Source organism: Hahella sp. HN01, assembly GCF_018986435.1.
In the GTDB taxonomy this organism is placed as follows: domain Bacteria; phylum Pseudomonadota; class Gammaproteobacteria; order Pseudomonadales; family Oleiphilaceae; genus Hahella.
Genome location: NZ_JAHMIN010000001.1, coordinates 44,769 through 68,000, shown reverse-complemented (window position 1 = coordinate 68,000; position 23,232 = coordinate 44,769). Strand labels below are relative to the sequence as shown.

The following is a 23,232-nucleotide window of genomic DNA, read 5'->3' as shown; positions in this document are numbered from 1 at the left end:
GCGAACGCGAGACCCTTCAATGATAAAAATTCAGAATCTGGAAAAGAAATACGGCGATATTCAGGCCGTATCCGGCATTTCTTTTGATGTTGCTCCTGGCGAAGTTTTAGGCTTTTTAGGTCCTAACGGAGCCGGCAAAACCACCACCATGCGTATGATCACCGGTTATGTGCAGCCCAGCGGCGGTTCCGTCAGCGTGATGGGGATTGATGTGGCGCAGGCGCCGCAACAGGCGCAAAAGATCATGGGCTATCTGCCGGAAGGCGCGCCTTTGTATGGCGAGATGACGGTGGCGGCCTTTCTGGGGTTCGTCGGACGGGTGCGCGGATTGCGCGGAGCGCAACTGAAGCAGCGTATGGAGCAGGTGGTCGCCCAGGTTTCCCTTCAGCATGTCATGCAACAACCGATTGAAACGCTGTCCAAGGGCTTCAAGCGTCGCGTCGGACTGGCGCAGGCGCTAATTCATGATCCGCAGGTGCTGATTCTGGACGAGCCCACGGATGGACTGGACCCCAACCAGAAGCACGAAGTGCGCAAACTGATTCAGAATCTATCCAAAGACAAGATCGTGGTGATCTCCACACATATATTGGAAGAGGTCGATGCGCTGTGCTCTCGCGTGGTGATCATTTCCAAGGGCCGTATCGTCGCCAACAGCACGCCGACCGAACTGGCCACGCAGTCCCGTTTCCACAAGGCGATATTCCTGCGCTTCTCCCAGGCCTATGAGGCGCTGCCGTCCCTGGAGGCGTTGCCGGAAGTGGGGGACGTAGAGCAGGTGGACGATGCGAGCTACCTTCTTTTCGCGGCCCCGGACAAAGCGCCGTTGCACGCCGTGAATCAGCTTATTCACTCCCGCAACTGGGACGTGGAGGAGCTTCACATAGAACGCGGCAGACTGGATGATGTATTCCGTCGCTTGACTATGGAGGCGGCATGAACGGTGTAGGCATTGTTTTCAAACGTGAGCTGCTGAGTTACGTCTCGACCTCTTTGGCGTACTTGTTTACTGTCATCTTTCTGGTGCTCAGCGGTATATTCACGTTCTATCTGGGACATTTCTTTGAGCGCGGACAGGCGGATCTGGAGGCGTTTTTCAACTATATTCCCTGGCTGTTCGTGGTGCTGGTGCCGGCGTTGACCATGCGCTTATGGGCGGAGGAACGCAGCACGGGCACCATTGAATTGCTGCTGACCTTGCCTGTGCCGCCCTTCGTGTGGGTGCTGGGTAAATTCATGGCGGCCTGGGTGTATCTGGCTGGCGCGCTGGCGCTGACCACCCCCTTCTGGTTTACCGTCAACTATCTGGGAGACCCGGATAATGGCGCTATTCTGGCCGGCTATATCGGCAGCTGGTTTATGGCGGGCGGCTTTCTGGCGTTGGGCTCGATGTTCTCCGCCGCCACTAAAAATCAGGTGATCGCCTTCATTCTTACGCTGGTGGTGTGTTTCCTGTTGGTGGCCTCCGGCTTCCCCATGGTGCAGGATTTCTTCTCCGCCTGGGCGCCGAATGGCGTATTGGACCTAGTGGCGGACCTCAGTTTCTTCCGTCATTTCGAAGCCATATCCCGAGGCGTCATTGATCTGCGCGACGTGCTCTATTTCGGCTCGATTATTGTGCTGGGCGTCTGGGCGACGGCGCATCTGGTCAAGCGTACGGCATCAAACTAAGGAGACGTCATGAAGCGAGCGGGTTTTGTCGTAATCGTTGTGATCGCCGCCCTGGCGCTGTTCAATCTGGCGGTGCAGCGGGGCATGGGCGGGTTCCGCTGGGACCTTACTGAAAACAGTCTGTACACGTTGTCTGATGGCGCGCGCTCCATTCTGGGCGGGTTGTCCAAAGACATCGAATTGACAGTGTACTACTCCGAAGGCGCCTCCAAGGATCTGCCGGCGTTGCGCGCTTATGCGCGTCGGGTGCAGGAGCTGCTGGAAGAATTCGAGCAACTCAGCGGTGGCAAAATCACCCTGAAGAAAGTCGATCCGGTTCCCTTCTCGGAAGAAGAAGATGAAGCCACCGCCGCTGGCCTGCAGGCGATTCCCGTCGGCGTGGCGGGCGATAATGTCTTTTTCGGACTGGTGGGTAAGGCCGGCGACAAAGAAGAAATCATTGCATTCTTTCAGCCTAACAAAGAGCAGTTTCTTGAGTATGAACTGAGCAAACTGATCTACAACCTGGATCGCGCGCAACCGCCGGTTGTTGGCGTCATTTCCAGTCTGCAGATCAACGGCGGCTTCGATATGTACCAGCAATCCCAGCAACCGGCCTGGATTGTCATGCAACAGATTGAAGACCTGTTTGACGTGCGCTGGATGCCCGAGGACTTCGACGCAGTCGATGAGGATGTGGACGTTCTCATGATCGTGCACCCCAAAGACTTGTCCCTGCAGGCGCAGCTGGCCATCGATCAGTTTGTGTTGAAGGGCGGTCGCGCTTTGGTGTTCGTCGATCCCAATGCGGAGCAGGATCAACCCGGCATGCCGATGATGGCGGCGAATATGCCTCGTCGCAGTCAGCTGGATTCATTACTGAAAGCCTGGGGCGTCAATTTGAAAGAAAACGCGGTGCTGGCTGACTTTAAAAACAGCATGGTGGTCGGCGTTGGTCAGGCGCGTACGCCGGTGCGTCACTTGGCGTTATTGGGGCTTGCGGAAGACAGCATGACCCAGAGCGACATCATGCTGGCGGGGCTGGAGAGCATTAATGTCTCTACGCCGGGAATACTGGAAAAAGTCGAAGGCGCGACCACCAGCTTCAAGCCTTTGCTGACTTCCAGCGACGAGTCCGCGCCTATTGAAGAAAGCGCGTTCGCCAATATGCAGAACCCTGAGTCGCTGTTCGAAAAATTCAAAGCCACCGGCGAACAGTACGCCATGGCCGCGCGGGTGGAAGGACCGGCCAAGACGGCGTTTCCTGACGGTATCGACGTCACTGAAGAAGTAAAAGACGAAGCGGCGCAAGATGATCCGGCGAAAGACGCCGCTGAGGGTGAAGGCGCCGCCCCTGCCGAGCCCAAGACTGTGACCCGGCATGTCGCTCCAGACGTTATCCAAAGCGATAACATTAATGTGGTCGTCATCGCTGACACGGACATCCTGACGGACCGTCTCTGGGTGCAGGTGCAGGAGTTTTTTGGGCAGCGCATCGCCAGCCCCTGGGCGAACAATGGCGACCTGGTGGTGAATGCGCTGGATTATTTGGCCGGCAACCCCAGTTTGATCAATATCCGCTCGCGGGGGCGTTTTACCCGTCCGTTTGAGAAAGTGGATGAGCTACGCCGTACTGCGGAGGAGAAGTTCGCGGATCAACAGAGGGAACTGCAGGATCGTCTCTCGGAAACGGAAGAACAACTGGCGGAGTTGCAACAGGCGCGGCAGGGCGGCGACGAAGCCGGTAGCGGCGTATTGTTGACGCCTGAACAGGAAAAGGCGCTGCAGGACTTCCAGGAGGAGAAACTGCGTATTCGCAAAGCGCTGCGGGATGTGCAACATAACCTGGATCGAGATATCGATGATCTCGGACGACAGTTGAAGCTGGTCAATATCCTGATGGCGCCGCTGGCGTTGACGGTTCTCGCGTTGATCGTGATGTTGTGGCGCAGACGCGGCGTCAAAAAAAGCGTTTAATAAAATATCGGAAGTTGAAGGAGACAGGCGGTGGCGGTTTCGTTTAGTTATCATCCTGCGCTGGTGAGCGGTCTGGAAAGCGGCGCCCGTCGCCATATTTATTTTCACGAAGACAAGCTATTGCTGCCCGCGCCGGATGCTCAACCCTGGGATGCGGAAGAAGTCGATAACCCGGAAGGCCCGGTGTTTCTGTTGGGAGAAGTCGACGGCGTCAGCTGCAGTGTCGGCAGTCTCAAGCAAACGCCGGCTGGATGGACGGAAGTGGGCTTGCGGGACTACCTGCTTGGCTGCGCGGACATTGAAGACTTCCGGGTGATTAACGCCGCCTCGCAATTGCTCTACTGGCTGCGCACCCAGAATTTCTGCAGTCGCTGCGGGGAACGCCTGAGCTTCAACGAAAAAGACCGTGGCCTGCGCTGTCATGGTTGCGGCTACATTTCCTATCCTAAGGTGTCTCCCTGTGTCATCGTGGTGGTGCACCGTGGCGATGAAATTCTGCTGGCGCGGTCTCATCGCTCTTTCAGCAAACTGCCTACATTCAGTTGTCTGGCGGGTTTCATTGAGGCGGGAGAGAGTGCGGAAGAGGCGGTGGTCAGAGAAGTGATGGAGGAGTCGGGGGTATTGGTGTCCGATATCGAATACGTCACCTCCCAGGCTTGGCCATTTCCTCATCAGCTGATGCTGGGGTATCACGCCCGTTATGTGTCCGGCGATCTCAATATCGACACGACGGAATTGAAAGAAGCCGCCTGGTTCAAAGTTGATCAATTGCCTGCGGTTTCGCCGATGAAAACCATTGCCGGTCGCCTGATCGACGCCTATGTGGCCAAGTTCCGGTGATCGCCTGAGATGACGGCGAACGCGCATGAGACGACAGGGGCAATCGCACCGGCGTTGATTATCGACTCCGGCAGCGGTGGCCTTTCTATCTGGGGGCATATTCGTCGCCACACGCCCTGGCTGCCCACCCTGTATCTCGCTGACTTCGGCTTTTATCCCTATGGCGATAAAAGCGAGCAGGAGATAGAAACCCGCGTGCGTCATATTGTGGAGCAGATCAGCGAACGCTATCCCGCACAGTTGATTGTCGTCGCCTGCAATACCGCCAGCACGGTCGTATTGGATCATTTGCGCGCCCGCTTCGAGCAGCCTGTGGTTGGCGTGGTGCCGGCGATCAAGACGGCGGCGACGCACACTAAGAAGCAGGTCATCGGCTTGCTGGCGACCCAGGGAACCGTACGCCGTGCGTATACCGACGAACTGATTCGGGACTTCGCCAGCCATTGTCAGGTCATTAAAGTCGGCGCGCCGGACTTGGTGCAGTGGGGAGAGGACTGGGTTCGCGGACACAGTCCGGACATGACGCGACTGCGCGCAGTCATCCAGCCGTTTCTGGATGCGGAGGCGGATCAGGTGGTGCTTGGCTGCACTCACTTTCCTTTGTTGAAGCCGTTTCTTTGCCAATTGGCGCCGGACATCAACTGGGTGGACTCCGGCGAGGCCATTGCGCGCCGGGTCGCTTACCTTCTTCAAGGGCAACAGAGCGATGATGGAGCGGGGATGAGAAGCATAGAGTCGACGAGCCATCGGGCGTTTTATTCCGGCGCTAAACAGGACCGCGACTGGGAGCGGGGCGCGACAGCGTTAGGCTTTTCTTCCGCAGAACAGATTGTGTTGTAAAAGATTGGCTGAGTCAGGACGACGCGATCCATGCGTCAACGAAGCGAAGTCGACCGGGCTTAGAACAGCCGGGTCAATTTGAACATGCAGAAAAACTCCAACAACGGCGTCGCCTTGTGGTGGCAGCAATAAGTTTTCTCCACCTCTCCGCGAAAGCGGGTTTTAGTGAACTCCAGCCCTTTGAAGTTATAGAGAAAGTTGCCTTTGGCGTAGACGAGTCGCAGCATCTTTTTCAGTAATTTGGCTTCCTGAACCTCGTCATCAGCAGATAGCATCAACGGAATCAAGCCCAAATCCAGATAAGGAACGCCTTCCTGTTTAAACACGTCCATGGCGTGGGCCATGATGGTGTAAAAAAGCCCCTGTTTGAAATTGGCGCTGGCGCGGGAAATGTTGGGCACGTAGCTGATGATCTCATTCTTGTAATAGATGGGATCGAAATAGATAAAGCCCACTGCCTCGCCGTTTTGATACGCATAAAAATGGCGCTCATTCTCCTTGTAGTTCATCTCCATCGGACGAATCAGAAAGCGGATTTCATTACTCTTGCACTTGCGGGTCTTGATCCAGGCTTCGGAAATCTCCCGAGTGTGGTCGTCGCTGAAGCGTTCCCTTACTGTGACGCCTTGTTTTTCCGCCTGGTTCAGCGCCGTGCGCAGCACCTGTTTCTTCTTGCCGCTCAAGCTCCAGTCTTTCAACGCAATGCGCGATTCGGAGCCAAACTGAGTGCCATACATACCGAAGCGACGATGCAGAATATCCACTACCGTCTTGGTCACCTGAACGTGATTGGCGTGGGGATAACGATTGTGGAAACGGGTCAGCATCAGCTCGAAGTTGTGCGGCGCGCAGACCGGATCGGACAACACGAATATCCGTCCCCACTTGCGCATGTAGGCGATGTAGCCCACGCCGCGGATATCGAAATACTGCATATCCGGTTGCAGAGTAGAGAACGCCTGCGAATGGGAACCGAACTCTTTAAGGTAATTAACGCGTTCAGAGAAAGTAAAGTTGCCTGCGCCTAACTCGCCGAGCGAGTCCAGCGCTATCGCCTGGTTGCTCATTTCCTGACTCCTTCGTTGTTATTTTGTATTTTGCCGGCGTCGGGGTTTGTAACCCTTACAACCGGGTCAGGCTTGTTTGCGTCCGAGTACGGACCAGTAACAATTCATGTTCAGGAGCTTGAAGAACTTTTTGCTGCGGATATCCAGCCCTTGTCTCTCCATATACTCGGGATAGTTGTAGATGTTGTGCATGGCGTTATTCGCCATCAGCCAGAACAAAGACACCGCGACATACCAGTAGGCCTGTTTGAATACGCGGGATACGATATTGCCGGTAGGAAAGGCGAAGTCTCCGACCACAATTGCGGCGCCTGGTTTGGCCAGCTCAATCAAGTGGCGCAACACTTCTTCCATCATGCTCTCACTGAATACATTGAGGAAAAAGTTGGCGACCACCATGTCGTAGTGCTCCACCGCGTTAAATTTGAAAATGTCGCTATGGACCTGACGGATTTTCAGGTGCTGCTTGCCGGATGCGTTCAGCCCATCCTGAAACTTGCTGAGCATAGTGGCGGACAGGTCAACGACGGTGACCTCCGCGCCCAGCTCAGCGGCATGGATGGCGTCTTTGCCGTGTCCGACGCCGGCGAACAGGATTTTATCTCCGGGTTTGACGTTCTCCGGATTGATCATGCCGATCTTGCACTGGTGTATGGATTTGCCGCTGTACAGCGCGCTGAGGAAGTCGTAGACCGGACCGATGAGACGATATTTATCCCTGGCGTTCTTTACGCCAACTGCGTTGGTGGTCATGTTGTGTTTCGCCCTTGTTAGTTATTGTTATGGGGGAATACTAAATTAACTTATCGTAACAAGACTGTGCGTCAGGCCTCACTTTTACCTTGCTCGATTTAACGAAATGAGGGCGAAAACCATAAAAATTCAAATGGTTAATTTGGATTGTAAGACAATGTTAACGAGGGTTGTGCGCAAGTTCACATGCATCTAAGCGGGTGCGACTTTTGGCGTATTGCATTTAAGAGTAAGTGCTCTAATTAACTTGTTTAATATTTACCGGCGAGGGCTTAACATAGCCACGCCCGTATTGGTTTGAAGGCGCAGATGAAGGTCAGCGGCTTGGGAGTCGAACCAGCGGTGCGAACAATCCTATTTGCAGATGATTGAGTCAGGGAATGATGCAGTCTTTTGTTTCCGATGTCGTCGACTCGCGGAAGCGGTTTTCACTGACGACGGTCTCTGCGCATATGTCCGCCAACCGAACAGCCCAGACGGTAAGTTTTAAGCATGGATATGCAGAACCTTCTCCCGATTGTGCAGCAGGAGCCGGTGCAGTTTTCCTCCCAGGGAGATGAGCTGGTCGGCCGCTTATTCCTGCCCGCCAGGGAAGGGCGCTTTCCTGCGGCGATCATTTGTCATGGCGCCTTTGGCTACAAAGAACATTTTTATGAACTGGCTGAAGCGCTTGCGCATCGCGGCGTAGCGGCCTTGGCCCTGGATATGCGCGGGCATGGCGAATCGGCGGGTCCCCGCTTTCATGTGAGCATGCAAGCATGGCGGGCTGATGTCGTCGCAGCGCTGGAATACCTCCAATCGCGCCGCGAAATAGAATCTCACCGCATTGGCGCGCTGGGTTTTTCTTCCGGCGGTACGGCTGTATTGGAAGCGGCGGCGCAGGGCGCGTCTCTGCGCGCCTTGGTGACATTGAGCGCCACCGTGCGTAACGTGTTGAATTGGTGGCAGTGGCCGTTTTTTAAAACCGCCAATCTGGTTGGATCATTCAAGCGTCGCTTGGGATTTGGCGATCTCAGGCTGCCGCTCGCCTTTGCGCTGAAGTCGGTTCCCGCTGCGGTGGACCCGCGCATCAATGACGCCGTCGTCGGCGACCCCTATTTGGTGCAGGCATACTCAGGCTTACCGGTTCCCGGCGCCATTGAATGCTTCATCGTTGACACATTTCGGCGCACAAAGAATGTACAGTGCCCCGTTTGTGTGATTCATGGCGCGGAGGACCGCGTTGATCCGCCCGCCAGCGCCAAGCTTTTATATGACAGCCTGCGGGGAACCAAAGCGCTGCATATTGTCGCTGACAGCGGTCATGTAGGACATATGGACAAGAAGAAGGTGGAGATTATCCGGTTGGCTTGTGATTGGTTCGCCGATCGATTGTAAAACAATCAGTGACCAAGTTGTAAAGGTGGTCAGATTTTTGCTGTGAGATATATCACGGGGTACGCTGCGGGGCTCCTTCGTTAGGGAAATTGCGGAGACAGTCACACATATAGATGTAACCTAATGTAAATATCATTATCAAAAGACTCGCATAAGCTAGGACGCCAAGCGGCAATGTGTTTAAGGAGAGAGAGGTCTAAGCGAATATGAAGCAATCACTTACGTTAACTGCTTTTGCAAATAAGAATGTACTGATCACGGGGACAACGGGATTTGTCGGTAAGGTGGTATTGGAGAAGCTGCTGCGCAGCGTTCCGACAGTCGGGAAGATTTATTTGCTGATAAGGGGGAATTCAAAGAACCCTACAGCGCGAAAGCGGTTCCAGAATGAGATCGCGACCTCATCTATTTTCGATACGCTCAAAGCATCGCAGGGAAGTCGTTTCGACGAGTTATGCGAAACGCGCATCCACTGTGTGACCGGCGAGGTGACTGAGCCTCTGTTTGGTTTGTCGGAGAAGGATTTTACCGATCTGGCGGCGGACATCGACATCATTATCAATTCAGCCGCCAGCGTTAACTTCCGCGAAGCGCTGGATCAGGCTCTCACCATTAACACCCTGTGCCTTAAAAATATCATTGAACTGTCGCGGCGCGCGGCGGACTGTCCTGTCGTACAGGTATCCACCTGCTACGTCAACGGCTTCAATCAGGGCGTGATGGAAGAGGATATCGTCAGTCCGGCGGGAGAGCGCATTGAGCGTTCAGAGCGGGGCTATTATGAAGTGGAGCCGCTGATTGCGCGTTTGCTGCAGGACGTGGAGCAGGTTTCCGCCGCGGCGGCGGATGACCATAGCAGGGAAAAGGACCTGATCGACCTGGGCATCAAAGAAGCCAATAAATACGGCTGGAATGACACTTACACCTTCACTAAATGGATGGGCGAGCAGTTACTGATGAAAGAGCTGCATGGCAAAACCCTCACCATTCTGCGTCCTTCTATCGTTGAAAGTACGCTGCAGGGGCCGGTGCCTGGCTGGATTGAAGGCGTCAAGGTGGCGGATGCGATCATTCTTGCTTACGCCAGAGAAAAGGTGTCTTTGTTTCCCGGCAAGAAGAATGCGGTCATCGATATCATTCCGGCGGACCTCGTGGCCAACAGCATCATACTCAGCGCTACGGAAGCGTTGTTGGACTCCGGCGCGCACCGCATTTACCAGTGCTGCAGCAGTGAGGCTAACCCGATCAAGATCCGTGAGGTGATCGGTCATGTGCAGCAAGAGGCGGAACATAATTACCAGGCCCATGACAAGCTGTTTTACCGTAAGCCGAAGAAACCCTTTGTGATGATTCCAGGGACTGTGTTTCATGCCTTGATGGCGATCAGCTTCCACATGCTGAAATGGAGTTCGCGTCTGCAAGGCTTGTTCGGGCGTAAAACGTCCGGGCGCAAGCTGAGCAACATGGAAACCACCATGAAACTGTCCAAGGTGTTTTCTTTCTATACCTCTCCCAACTATACCTTCAGCAACCGTCGCCTGCAGGAGCTGTCCACCCGTCTCGGCGAGTACGACCAGAGCGAATTCCCGGTGAACGCCGGGATGTATGACTGGGCGCACTACCTGCGGGAAGTCCATGTGGCGGGGCTGAATAAATACGCATTGCGGCCGAAAGTGGTGAAGATGAATCCGCCCGCCGCCAAACCCCGCAGCCGCGCTGCGTAAAGACGGGCTGCGCGTAAATCGAAATCGATGTGTAGAGCGTCATCGAAAGGGGGAGGCGACTCCCCCGAGATATGGCTGAAATATCGTTGAGTCCGACCGGCTATCTTCTGATCTTTTCCCGCCTGCTGTCTTAAATCATTGCTTAATACTTAGGTCGTAACGGCATCAATCTATTGAATGCCTTTGCTTTTGGCTGTTTATCACAAGCCGATATACCAAGGTCTAATACAGAGGGATGATTCGCAGGAGTAGAAAAAAGAAGGCTTCAGGCCTCAACACATACTGCTTCAACAATAATAAAAGAAGAGAGTGCAAGACTATGAGTGCGTCTACTATCTATTCGTCCAAAGCGGAAATCATCCAACATTCCTTTCTCGACGAGCAGAAATACCAGGACCTTTATCGCCAATCGATTACGGAGCCGGAAAAGTTCTGGGCCGAACATGCGCAGCGTCTGGACTGGTTCAAGCCTTTCAGTAAGGTCAAAGATACTTCCTTTCAAGCGCCGGACGTGCATATACGCTGGTTTGAAGACGGCTATCTGAATGTTTCCCATAACTGCCTTGACCGTCACCTGGAGCAGCGCGGCGACCAGACGGCGATTATCTGGCAGGGAGACGATCCCAACGAGCACAAGCATATCAGCTATCGAGAATTGCATGCGGCGGTGTGCCGGTTCGCTAATGTACTGAAAGCCCAGGGCGTCGCTAAAGGCGACGTGGTGACCTTATACATGCCCATGATCCCGGAAACCGCGGTGGCCATGCTGGCCTGCACCCGTATCGGCGCGGTGCATTCTGTGGTATTTGGCGGCTTTTCTCCAGAAGCGTTGGCGAGTCGTATATTGAATGGCCGCTCTAAACTGGTGATTACGGCGGACGAAGGGTTACGCGGGGGTAAAACTATTCCGCTTAAAGCCAATGTGGACGCAGCGCTGGCGCGTCCTGGTCTGGATATGGTGGAAAAGGTCATTGTGGTCAAGCGCACTGGCGCCGATGTGGCGTGGCGGGAAGGTCGCGACCTGTGTTACCAGGAGGTCATGGCGCAAGCGTCTGACGATTGCCCGGCGGAAGTGATGAATGCGGAGGATCCTCTGTTTATTCTCTACACCTCCGGCTCCACCGGCGCGCCCAAAGGAGTGTTGCACACCACGGGCGGCTATCTGACCTATGTATCGTTGTCTCACCAGTATGTCTTTAACTATCGGGAAGGCGATGTTTTCTGGTGCACCGCCGACTTTGGCTGGATCACCGGCCATAGTTATGTGCTGTATGGCCCGTTGAGCAACGGCGCCACCACATTGGTTTACGAGGGCGTGCCGAACTATCCGGACCTGTCCCGCTTCTGGCGAATTGTTGAGCAACATAAAGTGAACCTGTTCTACACCGCGCCGACGGCGATACGCGCCATCATGGCGGCGGGGGATGAGTTGGCCCAGGCGGCGGATCGCAGCTCTTTGCGGGTGATGGGAAGCTGCGGAGAGCCTATCAATCCAGAAGCCTGGGAGTGGTTCTATCGGGTGGTGGGGGACTCCCGTTGTCCGATCATGGATACCTGGTGGCAAACCGAAACCGGCGGCATCATGATTACGCCTATCGCCGGGGTGAACGATCTTAAACCCGGCTCTGCGACACGGCCCTTTTTTGGCGTGCAGCCGGCGCTGGTGGATAACGAAGGCAATGAGATCTCTGGAGCGGGCGAGGGCAACCTGATCATCAAAGACAGCTGGCCGGCGCAAATGCGCACCGTCTATGGCGATCACGACCGCTTTGTGAAGACCTATTTCTCTACTTTTAACGACGCCTATTTCACCGGAGATGGTGCGCGCAGGGATGAAGACGGGTACTATTGGATAACCGGCAGAGTGGATGACGTTATCAACGTGTCCGGGCACCGGATGGGAACCGCGGAAGTGGAGAGTGCGTTGGTTTCTCACCCCAAAGTGGCGGAGGCGGCCGTAGTCGGATATCCGCACGCCATCAAGGGACAGGGCATATATGTATACATAACGCTTAATGTAAGCGAAGCGCCAACTGACGCCCTGAAGGAAGAGTTGCGACAGTGGGTGAGAAAAGAAATCGGTCCTGTGGCGTCGCCTGACGTTATACAGTGGGCGCCGGGATTACCGAAAACCCGATCTGGAAAGATCATGCGGCGCATTCTGCGTAAGATCGCCGCCGATGAGCATGACAACCTGGGCGACGTATCGACCCTGGCCGATCCGTCCGTCGTTGACGAACTGATCGCCAATCGGGTCGGAGCGCCATAGCGTCGTGTCTTCCGGATGATATCGGCGTTGACGTTATCCCTGTTGCAGGACTATGAAAAGCACATAGATCAGAAATTCTTAACTGAGCAATGAAAGAGGGGGCTCATGTTAATGTCGCAACAGATAATCATCGCCGATGATCATCCGCTGTTTCGCGCCGCGCTCAAGCAAGCGGTCACTCAGGCGGTGCGGTTTGTGGACGTGGTGGAGGTGGAATCCATCGCAACCCTGCAGGATGCGGTGGTGGCCAATCCGGATGCGGATCTGGTTCTGCTTGATTTGAATATGCCGGGCGCTCATGGCTTTTCCGGATTAGTGTTCATGCGTGGACAATATCCGGGACTGCCCGTGGTGATCGTCTCCGGCAGCGAAGAGTTGCAGGTGATTCGCCGCGCTATCGATTATGGCGCCTCCGGCTTTATACCCAAGTCGGCGCCTTTGGACGAGATTTCCCAGGCGATCCAGGCGGTGCTGAATGGCGAAGTCTGGTTGCCGGCGGATGTCGCCGCCAAGATCGATTCCGTCAAGGCGGAGCACTCGGACTTCTCTGAACGTCTGGCTACCCTGACGCCGCAGCAGTTCCGTGTGTTGGGAATGCTGACGGAAGGTATGCTGAACAAACAGATCGCCTATGATTTGGATGTATCGGAAGCCACCGTCAAGGCGCATATCACTGCATTGTTCCGCAAACTGGGTGTGCGTAACCGTACTCAGGCGGTTATCGCGGTGCAGCAGATGGAAGTGGAGCAGCAGCAACAGGCCGCTCACTCCGGTTAATGCAATTGCCAGTGCGGGTTTGAGTCGAGTCTCAGGCCCGCGCCAGCATCTTGTTGATCATCGCTCTCAACGCGGCCGGCTTCACCGGCTTGTGGAGAATCTGATAACCCCTGTCTTTCGCATCCTGTTTCACCTCATCGGTATTCAGCGCCGTAATCAATACGCCAGGTCGCCGTGTCGGCATGGTCTCTTGCAGCATATCCATGGTATCCAGCCCGTTCTCGCCGTCGTCCAACTGATAGTCCGCCAAAAGAATATCTGGCGCTTGTTCGGCGCATAGCGTCTTGGCGGCTTCGGGAGCGCGCGCCGTGCGCACTGTACATCCCCAGCCTTCCAGTAATGCGCGCATGCCGTCCAGGATCACCTGTTCGTTATCAATGCAGAGAATGTTGACGCCTTTCAGGCTTCCCAGTGCGCGTGGCGTCTTGGCGGCGTCGGCGGGTTTGTCGACAGGTTTGACGCCGAGTGGGATAGTGACGGCGAACTTACTGCCCTGTCCCACCCAGGACTGGACTTCCACCGGATAATTCAGCATGCGGCAGATACGATCGACGATCGCCAGGCCCAGGCCCAGGCCTTTCTTTTCCGTCTGTCCGTGATTCAGACGTTTGAACTCCTCAAAGATAGACTCCAGCTGGTCTTTCGGAATTCCGGGACCGGTATCCCAGACTTCAATCCGCACATGATCCTTGAGGCGGCGACAACCCAGGACGATGCGTCCCTGACGGGTGTAGCGGATCGCGTTGGTCAGGAAGTTCTGAATCACCCGGCGCAGCAACTGATGGTCGGAATAGACATAACAATTGCTGGGCAGTGTGCGCATAGTCAGGCCATTCTCCGCCGCAATAACGGTAAATTCAGTATTCAGGTGGCGCAGCAGTTCGTTGATGTTGAACGTGGTGAAGTGCGGCTCCAGAGCGCCTGCGTCCAGTTTGCTGATGTCGAGCAAGGTGCTGAGAATCTCTTCTGCAGCGTTGAGAGAGCTGTCGATATGGCTCACCAACTCACTGTATTCCTCGTTGTTTTTCACTTTATTGGAGAGCGCGGAAGAGAACAGGCGCGCGGCGTTGAGCGGTTGCAGCAGGTCGTGACTCGCTGACGCCAGGAAGCGGGTTTTGCTCAGGTTGGCGTTTTCCGCCACGGATTTCGCTTTCACCAACTGTTTGTTCAGCTTGGACAGTTCCTCCGTGCGCTCTTTGACGCGTTGCTCAAGATAGGTGTTGGTTTCTTTTAACGCCAGCTCGGTGCGGCGCATGCCGGTGATGTCGGAGAAGGTAGTGACGAAGCCGCCATCCGGCATGGGGCTGCCCTGGATCAAAATGACCGTGCCGTCTGGACGCGTACGCTCGTACTCATGAGGGCGGCCTTCCGCCATCATTTGCAGACGCCGTTCGACTATTTTTTGCGCCCGCCGAGCGGGTACGTGGTTCATTAACAGGTTATAACGCAGCAGGTCCGCCACAGGGCGGCCGACGCGCATGAAGCCTTTGGGGTAGTTAAAGATCTCTACATAGCGGCTGTTCCAGGCAACTAGATTGAGAGACTTGTCCGCCACGGATACGCCTAGGTTCATGTTTTCGATGGCGGCTTGTAACAACTCCCGGTTGAACTTGATGACCTGTGACGCCTCATCGACGATGCTTACAACGTCTTCAATCTGCATCTCCTGCCCCTTGAGGGCGGAGTTCAGCACCACCCGTGCGGTAGAAGAGCCGATGGCGCTCGCCAGATGTTTTTCGATGTGTTTGATCAACTCCACGCTGGCGGGCTTGGAGGGGTAGAGTTTGACCCGGTTGCGACGAGAAAAATCGCGTAACGCTTCGCGCGTGCGTTCCTCACCGAGAAAGCGTTCAGACAAGGCGCCAATATCTTCGATGGTGGCCTCGCTCAACCAGGTAGTGGGGCTGGCGCCGGCGTCCTGTGCGCTGTCGAAAAACGAAGCCACCTGAATTTTCTCAATGACCCGTTGCGTGGTCGCCAGAGAGACGGTGATATAAAGGAATAGGTTGACGCCCACGCTCCAGAGCGCGCCATGAGTAATGGTATCCATGCCGTCGAGGCCGAACAGCGCGGTGGGGCGGGTCCACTCCATGCTGAACAGGCCGGTGCTGATCAAGGCGGAATCGATCTGGTTGACACTGATCAGCGAGGGGATCAACAGGGTGTAGATCCAGGTGGCGAAGCCGAAAATCAGGCCCACAATAGCGCCCTGGCGGTTGCCGTGTCGCCAGACAATCCCGCCAATCAATGCAGGAGCGAACTGCGCTACCGCAACGAAAGACAGCAACCCAATAGACGCCAGAGAGAAGTGGCTGCCCATCATTCGGTAATAGCCGAAAGCCGCTAACAGGGTGACCAAAATGGTGGCGCGGCGAATGTTCAGCAACCAGAAATGCACATTCTTTTTGCGCGACAGGTCCAGCGCCTGTATTCGCAGCAGCAACGGTACGATAATTTCGTTGCAGAACATGGTGCTGAGCGTGACGGTGGACACAATCACCATACTGGTGGCGGCGGAGCCACCGCCGATGAACGACAGCACCGCCAACCATTCATGACCCGCGACCACGGGTAAGCTGAGCACAAAGATATCCGGGTCGACGGTGCCGTTGGGGTAGGTCAGGATGCCCGCCGCCGCGATGGGGATGACAAACAGTATCAGGAAAAACAGATACAGCGGCAGCGCCCAGCGCGCAGTATAGATATCGCGAGGCTCATAGTTCTCTACAACTGTAACGTGAAACTGGCGCGGCAAACAGATAATCGCGAACGCCGCCAGTAACGTCTGCACTAGAAAGTTACTCGGTGAGATGGCTCCGAAGCTGAACGCGCCGTCCTGTTTTGACTGCTCAAGTCGCTGAACAAGGTCGTCCAGGCCGTCGAACATTACAAAACACACCAGAATGCCCACGGCGATAAAGGCGATGAACTTGATAATGGATTCAAAAGCGATCGCTTGAATCATTCCCCGGTGATGCTCGGTCGCATCGATATGTCGGGTGCCGAACAGAATCGTGAACAACCCCATCACTCCGGCTATATATAAAGCAGTGTCCTGAAACAGCGGCAGCGCTTCGCGGTTGGGCTGCAAAGCGCCTTCAGTGAGCACGTTGTATCCCGTGGATACGGCTTTAAGTTGCAGTGCGATGTAAGGAAGGATGCCAACAATGGCGATGATGCTGACCATGACGGCCAGAGTCTGCGACTTGCCATAGCGCGTGGCGATGAAGTCGGCGATGGAAGTGGTGTTGTGGCGTTTGCTGATGCGAATAATGCGAGATAACAGCGGCGCCCCAAAAATTAAAACCAGCATGGGGCCGACGTAGATGGGAAGATAGCCAAGCCCCGTCGCCGCTGCTGAGCCCACTGCGCCAAAAAATGTCCAGGAAGTGCAATAAACCGCCAAGGAAAGACTATACACCGCCACCCGGGTGCGCTCGTTCACATACATGCGCGGGCTCTGATCCCCCACGTAGGCGATGGCGAACAGCAAGCCGATATAAGCAATGGAAACCGTAAAAAGCAAAAAACCGTTAATCATCAGCGGACTTATCTTGGTTGCGGGAATTTAATGGCGCGAGTCTCAATGATAAGCGGGCAAGGGGGATATTTCTAAGTTTTCCTTTGTTCTTCTATTTACATATTGAAATATATTGCGCCGCTTCGTTATTCGTGTAGTTATTTTGACCATGCGCAAGGGTGTTTATTTCGGTTTATACCTATGTCTAATTGCGTAGACTTTGGTCGGAAATGTCTTTGACCTTTATACGTAACATCCTGAAATTTATAGGCAAAAATACTTATACCAAGGTCTAGATTTTCTCTCGGGGCGGCAGTGTTATCTTGATTACACCGATAAAAATAACAACGCGGAGGAGTCGGTATGTCGAGTGAAAAAGCTTCGGCCAAGGCCGCTTATTGGCGCGCCAACCTGAAACTACTGTTTACACTATTGACGATTTGGTTCGTCGTCTCCTATGGCTGCGGCATCCTCTTCGTGGATGCTCTGGACACTATCAAAATTGGTGGTTTCCCCTTAGGTTTCTGGTTCGCCCAGCAGGGCTCCATCTACACCTTTGTTGTACTGATATTTGTGTATGTCTGGCGTATGAACAAGCTGGACCGCAAACATGACGTACACGAAGAATAAACGTAGTAGGAGGCCTATATGGATACCCAGGTTCTAGTATATATAATCGTCGGCGCGACCTTTGCTCTCTATATCGGGATAGCAATCTGGTCAAGAGCCGGTTCTACCAGTGAGTATTATGTCGCAAGCAAAGGCGTGCACCCGATTGCGAACGGCATGGCCACTGGCGCCGACTGGATGTCGGCGGCGTCGTTTATCTCCATGGCGGGGATTATTTCGTTTGTTGGTCGCGACGGCTCGGTCTATCTGATGGGATGGACCGGCGGTTACGTGCTGCTGGCGATGTGTCTCGCGCCCTATTTGCGCAAGTTCGGCAAGTTCACCGTGCCTGAGTTCGTGGGAGAGCGTTACTACTCTCAAGCGGCGAGGATGGTGGCGGTCGTCTGCGTTATCTTTATCTCCTTTACTTATGTCGCAGGGCAGATGCGCGGCGTAGGTATTGTGTTCTCCCGTTATCTCGAAGTGGATATCAACCTTGGCGTCATGATCGGCATGGGCATTGTGTTTATCTATGCAGTGCTCGGAGGCATGAAAGGCATCACCTACACCCAGGTGGCGCAATACTGCGTCATGATTCTTGCGTATATGATCCCGGCCATCTTCATTTCCATACTGGTGACTGGCAACCCCATTCCTCAGATTGGGTTCGGAGATACTGTGCAGGGAACGGACACTTATCTGCTGGATAAGCTGAACCAGATTTCGATTGATCTCGGGTTTGCGGAATATACCAGCGGGTCCAAGTCCACTATCGATACGTTCGCAATCACCCTGGCTTTGATGGTGGGAACAGCGGGGCTTCCGCACGTTATCGTGCGTTTCTTCACTGTGCCTAAAGTCAGCGATGCGCGCTTGTCTGCAGGTTGGGCGTTGTTGTTCATCGCCATTCTGTACACCACTGCGCCTGCAGTCGCTTCTTTCGCCCGATTGAATCTGGTGCAAACCGTTAACAATGCGGAATATCAGCAGCTGCCTGGGTGGTTCCAGAACTGGGAAAATGCCGGATTGCTGGCGTGGCAGGATAAAAACGGCGACGGCAAGATTCAGTATTCCGCCGGAGCGGCGTTCGCAGGTAAGCCTGACTTCGCCAGCGATCAGCGCGGCGCCAGTGGCGAGCGTATGCTGACTAATGCTCCGACAGAAGGCGCGAATGAGCTTTATGTCGACCGTGACATCATGGTGCTGGCCAACCCTGAAATTGCGCAATTGCCTGGTTGGGTAGTAGCGCTGATTGCAGCAGGCGGCTTGGCGGCGGCGTTGTCCACTGCGGCGGGATTGTTGCTGGTTATATCCACCTCAATCTCCCACGACTTGTTGAAGAGTAACCTGATGCCGAATATTTCGGAGAAGCAGGAACTGTTGGCGGCGCGTATCGCGGCGGCGGCGGCCATTGCTGTAGCGGGCTATTTCGGTATTAACCCGCCGGGATTTGTCGCTCAGGTAGTGGCGTTCGCCTTCGGTCTGGCGGCGGCGTCCTTCTTCCCGGCGATCATTATGGGAATCTTCTACAAGCGCATGAACAAAGAGGGCGCGATTGCGGGTATGCTGACAGGTCTGATATTCACCTTCAGCTACATCGTCTACTTCAAGTTCGTGAATCCTGCGGCGAATACGCCGGAGCACTGGTGGTTCGGTATTTCACCAGAAGGCATCGGCACGCTGGGTATGGTCTTCAACTTCGTCGTATCTACGGTGGTTGCGAAGATGACTGCGGAACCGCCCGCCCATATTCAGGATCTGGTGGAGGATATTCGCGTGCCCAGAGGCGCTGTGGCGCCAGTGGCTGGTCACTGATTGGCAAGTTAATTAAGCAATAAAAAAGCGCCTTCGGGCGCTTTTTTATTGGGCAAAGTCTGCTGACTTAAAAGTACGGCTTAGCGTAGCTGAATCTTACCGCCGCCGGGCATGCCGCCCATGCCTTCCTGGCCAGGAACAACGATGGAAGAGGCGGCTTGTCTGCGCATCTCTTTAAGTTCCTCGATGGTCTGGTGCATCGCTTTGTTTGCTGCTTCGGAGAACATTTTTACGGCGTGTTCCAGGGAGTCCGCTTCCAGCTCGAAGTTCAGAGGCAGGGCGCCGGCTGGAGTCATCATTTGGGTTTGTCCGTAGTACAGTACTTTGCGCGACTCATCTTTGGCGCCGTTGGCGTCAACTGGCGTCAGGCGTCTGATAGCGCCGATTTTCTGATCTGTGATCACTTCTTCCAGATACAGATTATTGACGTCCATAGTCATCTCGGGGGATTGAGATTCATTCATTTTGTCTTGTCCCGAATTGGTTGGTTTTGAATATTAACTTTATTAGATGGCGGCCATATGGACGATTTCAACCCTAATGCATTTTTGCTATGTTGCCGGCTTGGCTAACGACTTGTTTCAAAATGAAAAAAAGGGTGTCCTAGGGCGTATTGGGCGGCTACTGTATATACGCTTTTACCCGTAAGTGCACAGATAAGCGGTGTCAACTGCAACCTTCAGATTAAATGTGGCGTTTGCCGGTATTTCAAACCGGTCCCCCGCATTGAATCGCGTCCAGCTTTCGCTTCCGGGCAGCTTGACGCTCAAGGCTCCGCTTACAACGGTCATCGTCTCGTGTTGACTGGTGGAAAATTCATAGTCTCCAGGAATCATGACGCCGACCGTCGCCGGCAGAGTCGCTGTTTGGAAAGCGATGGATTTTACTCTGCCGTTAAAATACTCATTTACCTTCAGCATGGTTATCTCTCCAAAAATGGAGAGGCAGTATAACACAGGGTTGTAACGTTCTGTTGCGGCATGTTTTGTTTGGTAAAAGTGTGCGCTAATGGGCAGGTTGCGGGGGAGAATGCTCACTCTTTGTCGATGGCCGAATGATTAAAGTAGAGCAATGATGAACAGGAGGTGGGAATGTCTTCGGCGATGCCAAGCAAGTTATTGAAGTTGAAGGTTTTGGCGGACGTGCCTCGTACCGAGTACGTAGATCCGTCAAAACAAAGCAGATCGCTGGACAAAGGCTCGCGGCTTGATTTCGTGCGCATGTTGCGCAAAAGCGCCAAGGCGGAAGCGCCAACGCCAAAACGGGCCCCCAAAGTAAAGAAAACGTTTAACGCTGCCGTATGGTTGCGTTTTTTGACGCCACCAGAACAGCCTGTTTCTCTGTGGATCATGTATCGTGATGATCGTGGCGAGTTTGCGGTAATGGTTGATGAGGCGAAATTGAGCACAAGCACATCAACTATGCTTTCAGGCTGTGTGACGCTGGAAGTGCAGGGTGAGATCACTTATATGAAAGCCTGCTGCGGTGGAACCCGGGACGGTGAAACTTTTGCGGTGGAAGAGCTCTACGTACAACGCCACGCCAGCGAACAGGCGGCGACCAACCAACGCTCCGCCTGATATTTCTCTAAGACATTCCTGATTTGCTACCCGGCTTTCATGGTATTCATGAGGCTGGGTTGCGCCCGATTGGGCTCCTCTTCACATTCCTGTTGCGCTGCTTCCGCAATATCATTTACCAGTGATTTGGGCATTCTGCCCCAATCCAGGCCTGTAATACGGTTGAGCGCATTCAGCGCCGACGAGGGTCGGGTATTGCTGATGTGGATAACTTTTGTCGATTTAGCCATCTAACGCGCTCCAGAAAAATCCTTGCCATCTAATAAGCTATTTGCGTGCCAATTTTGTTTTTTCAATAAAAACAGAATGTTATGTGGTTTGTTATTAGGGGCGTTAGGTGCAAAGTGACATTTAACGTCAGTTTGTGACAGAAGTACGAGAATCGGCGAAGAAATAGAGGATTACGAATTGACTATAGGTCATTCAGAGCTTTCCAGGCATCCTCGTAGTTTAATCTGACCCCTTTCCTTCGCTTCAGTTGGCGCAAGCGGCGTATAGCCCAGTATAGTTGGCCCCGATCCCGCAACTGGCGAACGTCATCCCAATTGGTGTTTTTCAGAGGCTTGAGTCTTCCTCTCTTAATGGTCCATTGTTCTAATATGAGCAACAGTAAAAAGTAAGCTGAAAAAGCAATTCCCAGCACCAATAGCAGTTGAGCCCAGTGTGCTATGTCAGTGAAATCGAACATGCGGCCATCCCCTTTTTCTTGTTGAACTCTTTATCCATGGAGTATCAGTCTGAGTTTTACACAGATAGATAAGGTATTCATCATAGAGTTCCCCCAGGGGAACTTTGCTGTTGCGTGGGGTGACTCCATACCGTATCATGCCGCGCTTAGTTTTCAGTTAAGCGGCTTTCGCTGGAAACAAAATCCACAGTCTGTTGTGGTTCAAATAGTAGGAAGCCAACTAGAAACCAGAATTTAAGGAGGCATTTGAAAGTGTTGATCAGTCAGAGCAAAAAATCAGACTAGAAGCCTTTCAAGTGCGTTGGCTTGAAAGGCGAATAAATAGAGCCTTTCGAGCCGGGACCCTCCACACGAAAACCCCGGTTGACTGACGTTGATCGGGGTTTTTGCGTTTTAATCCCCTCTCGTTGTGGCTCATTTCCATGAAGAAGGCCTTCTTATCGGCGCGTTGGCGCGGGCAAGTAAGGCCATGTAAGGACGTCGACCCTTAGTTTGTTAGTGTCGGCGCAGGAAATTTATGCCTGTTTTTATTGAGTTAAATAAATCTGGGGACGCAGGTTCCGCACCGGTGAAAATTTTCACCGCGGAAGTGGAATATCAAGCTATGTCCCAATTGAAGAACCTGGCGCGTCTGCCAATCATTCATTCCCACATTGCGGCGATGCCGGACGTGCATGTTGGCATTGGCGCGACAGTCGGCTCGGTGATTCCTACTCGTAACGCGATTATTCCGTCCGCAGTGGGAGTGGATATTGGATGCGGCATGAATGCCGTCAGGCTGTCGCTGAAAGCGTCGCAGTTGCCGGACGATTTAAGCCGGATTCGTTCAGCGATTGAACGTGCAGTACCTGTCGGGCATCGTGCGCACTCCTCTGTCTCGTCCAGGTTTGCTGCATGCAAATCCCTGGCGTCAGGGGCGGACAGGCTGCTGGAGCAACATCCGAAACTGAGCAAAATGCTGCCGCGAGCGCAACAGACCTGGGTGCGACAGCTTGGAACCCTGGGGGGCGGCAATCACTTTATAGAAGTGTGTGTTGACCAAAGCCAGGATGTCTGGGTGATGCTGCATTCCGGTAGTCGCGGAATCGGTAACGTGATCGGGCGCTATTTTATCGAGCGCGCCCGTAAAGATATGTCTCGACATATCGCCAACCTGCCCGATCGGGACTTGGCCTACTTTGAAGAAGGCAGTCCTCATTTTGCGGCTTATCTGGATGCAGTTGAATGGGCCCAGGAATACGCAAGAGTGAATCGGGAGGAAATGCTTGGTTTGACGTTGAGAGCCATGCAACCGTTTTTGCCGCCGTTTTCGACTACGTGTGAGGCGATTAACTGTCACCACAATTACGTGCAAAAAGAGCGACATTATGGCGCGGATGTGTATGTCACCCGTAAGGGCGCGATCAGTGCGAAGGAAGGGCAGCTTGGCATCATTCCAGGAAGTATGGGCGCCAGATCCTTCATTGTGAGAGGCAAGGGCAATCCGGAGTCTTTCTGCTCATGCTCTCATGGCGCCGGCCGTAAAATGAGTCGTATGCAGGCGCGTCAGCGCTTTACTCGCGATGACCTTGAGAGACAGACGGCGGGCGTCGAGTGTAGAAAGGATAAGGGCGTTTTGGATGAAATACCCTCTGCATATAAGGACATTGATGAAGTCATGAAGAATCAATCGGACTTGGTTGAAGTGGTTCATGAACTTAAACAGCTTATCTGTATCAAAGGATAAGCGAAAACCGTAAAGCCCAT

Annotated in this window: 19 protein-coding genes; 13 read left to right on the top strand and 6 right to left on the bottom strand. The window is 53.9% G+C overall.

Annotation, left to right across the window (positions count from 1 at the left end):
• Nucleotides 1-19 precede the first annotated feature (19 nt).
• The 5 genes from KP814_RS00290 to murI are packed head-to-tail and all read left to right on the top strand — an operon-like array spanning nt 20 to nt 5,307.
• Complete coding sequence (locus KP814_RS00290; RefSeq protein WP_216734876.1) at nt 20-940, top strand: ABC transporter ATP-binding protein; 921 nt, start codon at nt 20-22, stop codon at nt 938-940.
• A complete protein-coding gene (locus KP814_RS00285; RefSeq protein ID WP_216734875.1) occupies nt 937-1,671 on the top strand; it encodes an ABC transporter permease in 735 nt (244 codons plus the stop codon). The genes KP814_RS00290 and KP814_RS00285 overlap by 4 nt, the downstream gene beginning before the upstream one ends.
• 9 nt (nt 1,672-1,680) lie before the next feature.
• Nucleotides 1,681-3,627, top strand: a complete 1,947-nt coding sequence (locus KP814_RS00280) for a Gldg family protein (protein ID WP_216734874.1) — start codon at nt 1,681-1,683, stop codon at nt 3,625-3,627.
• Between the two features lie 30 nt (nt 3,628-3,657).
• Entirely contained in the window at nt 3,658-4,467 is an 810-nt protein-coding gene (gene nudC, locus KP814_RS00275; protein WP_216734873.1) for an NAD(+) diphosphatase, read from the top strand.
• A gap of 9 nt (nt 4,468-4,476) precedes the next feature.
• Entirely contained in the window at nt 4,477-5,307 is an 831-nt protein-coding gene (murI, locus tag KP814_RS00270; RefSeq protein WP_216734872.1) for a glutamate racemase, read from the top strand.
• Between the two features lie 59 nt (nt 5,308-5,366).
• On the opposite strand, the gene KP814_RS00265 is transcribed toward murI, so the two are convergent.
• Complete coding sequence (locus tag KP814_RS00265) at nt 5,367-6,374, bottom strand: DUF2156 domain-containing protein (RefSeq protein WP_216734871.1); 1,008 nt, start codon at nt 6,372-6,374, stop codon at nt 5,367-5,369.
• Between the two features lie 66 nt (nt 6,375-6,440).
• On the bottom strand, nt 6,441-7,127 hold the full coding sequence (locus KP814_RS00260; RefSeq protein WP_216734870.1) for a class I SAM-dependent methyltransferase: 687 nt from the start codon (nt 7,125-7,127) through the stop codon (nt 6,441-6,443).
• Between the two features lie 498 nt (nt 7,128-7,625).
• Here KP814_RS00260 and KP814_RS00255 point away from each other — a divergent pair, with 498 nt between their 5' ends.
• From KP814_RS00255 to KP814_RS00240, 4 genes are all read left to right on the top strand, one after another.
• Complete coding sequence (locus KP814_RS00255) at nt 7,626-8,504, top strand: alpha/beta hydrolase (RefSeq protein ID WP_253938078.1); 879 nt, start codon at nt 7,626-7,628, stop codon at nt 8,502-8,504.
• Nucleotides 8,505-8,710: 206 nt separating this feature from the next.
• On the top strand, nt 8,711-10,228 hold the full coding sequence (locus KP814_RS00250) for a fatty acyl-CoA reductase (protein WP_216734868.1): 1,518 nt from the start codon (nt 8,711-8,713) through the stop codon (nt 10,226-10,228).
• A gap of 319 nt (nt 10,229-10,547) precedes the next feature.
• Nucleotides 10,548-12,497, top strand: a complete 1,950-nt coding sequence (gene acs / locus KP814_RS00245; protein WP_216734867.1) for an acetate--CoA ligase — start codon at nt 10,548-10,550, stop codon at nt 12,495-12,497.
• Between the two features lie 105 nt (nt 12,498-12,602).
• Nucleotides 12,603-13,274, top strand: coding sequence for a response regulator transcription factor (locus tag KP814_RS00240; RefSeq protein ID WP_216734866.1), 672 nt, complete (start codon nt 12,603-12,605; stop codon nt 13,272-13,274).
• 31 nt (nt 13,275-13,305) lie between these two features.
• On the opposite strand, the gene KP814_RS00235 is transcribed toward KP814_RS00240, so the two are convergent.
• Nucleotides 13,306-16,815: a NahK/ErcS family hybrid sensor histidine kinase/response regulator gene (locus KP814_RS00235; RefSeq protein WP_216734865.1), complete on the bottom strand. Its 3,510-nt coding sequence runs from the start codon at nt 16,813-16,815 to the stop codon at nt 13,306-13,308.
• Between the two features lie 342 nt (nt 16,816-17,157).
• Between KP814_RS00235 and KP814_RS00230 the strand changes: the two genes are divergently transcribed.
• Complete coding sequence (locus tag KP814_RS00230; RefSeq protein ID WP_127969193.1) at nt 17,158-17,424, top strand: DUF4212 domain-containing protein; 267 nt, start codon at nt 17,158-17,160, stop codon at nt 17,422-17,424.
• A gap of 18 nt (nt 17,425-17,442) precedes the next feature.
• On the top strand, nt 17,443-19,218 hold the full coding sequence (locus KP814_RS00225; protein ID WP_216734864.1) for a sodium:solute symporter family protein: 1,776 nt from the start codon (nt 17,443-17,445) through the stop codon (nt 19,216-19,218).
• An 80-nt stretch (nt 19,219-19,298) separates the two neighbouring features.
• Here KP814_RS00225 and KP814_RS00220 read toward each other — a convergent pair whose 3' ends face one another.
• Both KP814_RS00220 and KP814_RS00215 read right to left on the bottom strand, forming a co-directional pair.
• Nucleotides 19,299-19,682 (bottom strand): hypothetical protein, encoded by a 384-nt coding sequence (locus tag KP814_RS00220; protein WP_216734863.1) that lies wholly within the window; start codon nt 19,680-19,682, stop codon nt 19,299-19,301.
• A 174-nt stretch (nt 19,683-19,856) separates the two neighbouring features.
• Nucleotides 19,857-20,138 (bottom strand): pyrimidine/purine nucleoside phosphorylase, encoded by a 282-nt coding sequence (locus tag KP814_RS00215; protein ID WP_127969196.1) that lies wholly within the window; start codon nt 20,136-20,138, stop codon nt 19,857-19,859.
• Nucleotides 20,139-20,309: 171 nt separating this feature from the next.
• On the opposite strand from KP814_RS00215, the gene KP814_RS00210 reads away from it, so the two are divergent.
• Nucleotides 20,310-20,798 (top strand): hypothetical protein, encoded by a 489-nt coding sequence (locus KP814_RS00210; protein ID WP_253938077.1) that lies wholly within the window; start codon nt 20,310-20,312, stop codon nt 20,796-20,798.
• 26 nt (nt 20,799-20,824) lie between these two features.
• Here KP814_RS00210 and KP814_RS00205 read toward each other — a convergent pair whose 3' ends face one another.
• Nucleotides 20,825-21,028, bottom strand: coding sequence for a hypothetical protein (locus KP814_RS00205; RefSeq protein WP_127969197.1), 204 nt, complete (start codon nt 21,026-21,028; stop codon nt 20,825-20,827).
• A gap of 975 nt (nt 21,029-22,003) precedes the next feature.
• On the opposite strand from KP814_RS00205, the gene KP814_RS00200 reads away from it, so the two are divergent.
• Nucleotides 22,004-23,212, top strand: coding sequence for an RtcB family protein (locus KP814_RS00200; RefSeq protein WP_216734862.1), 1,209 nt, complete (start codon nt 22,004-22,006; stop codon nt 23,210-23,212).
• Nucleotides 23,213-23,232 lie beyond the last annotated feature (20 nt).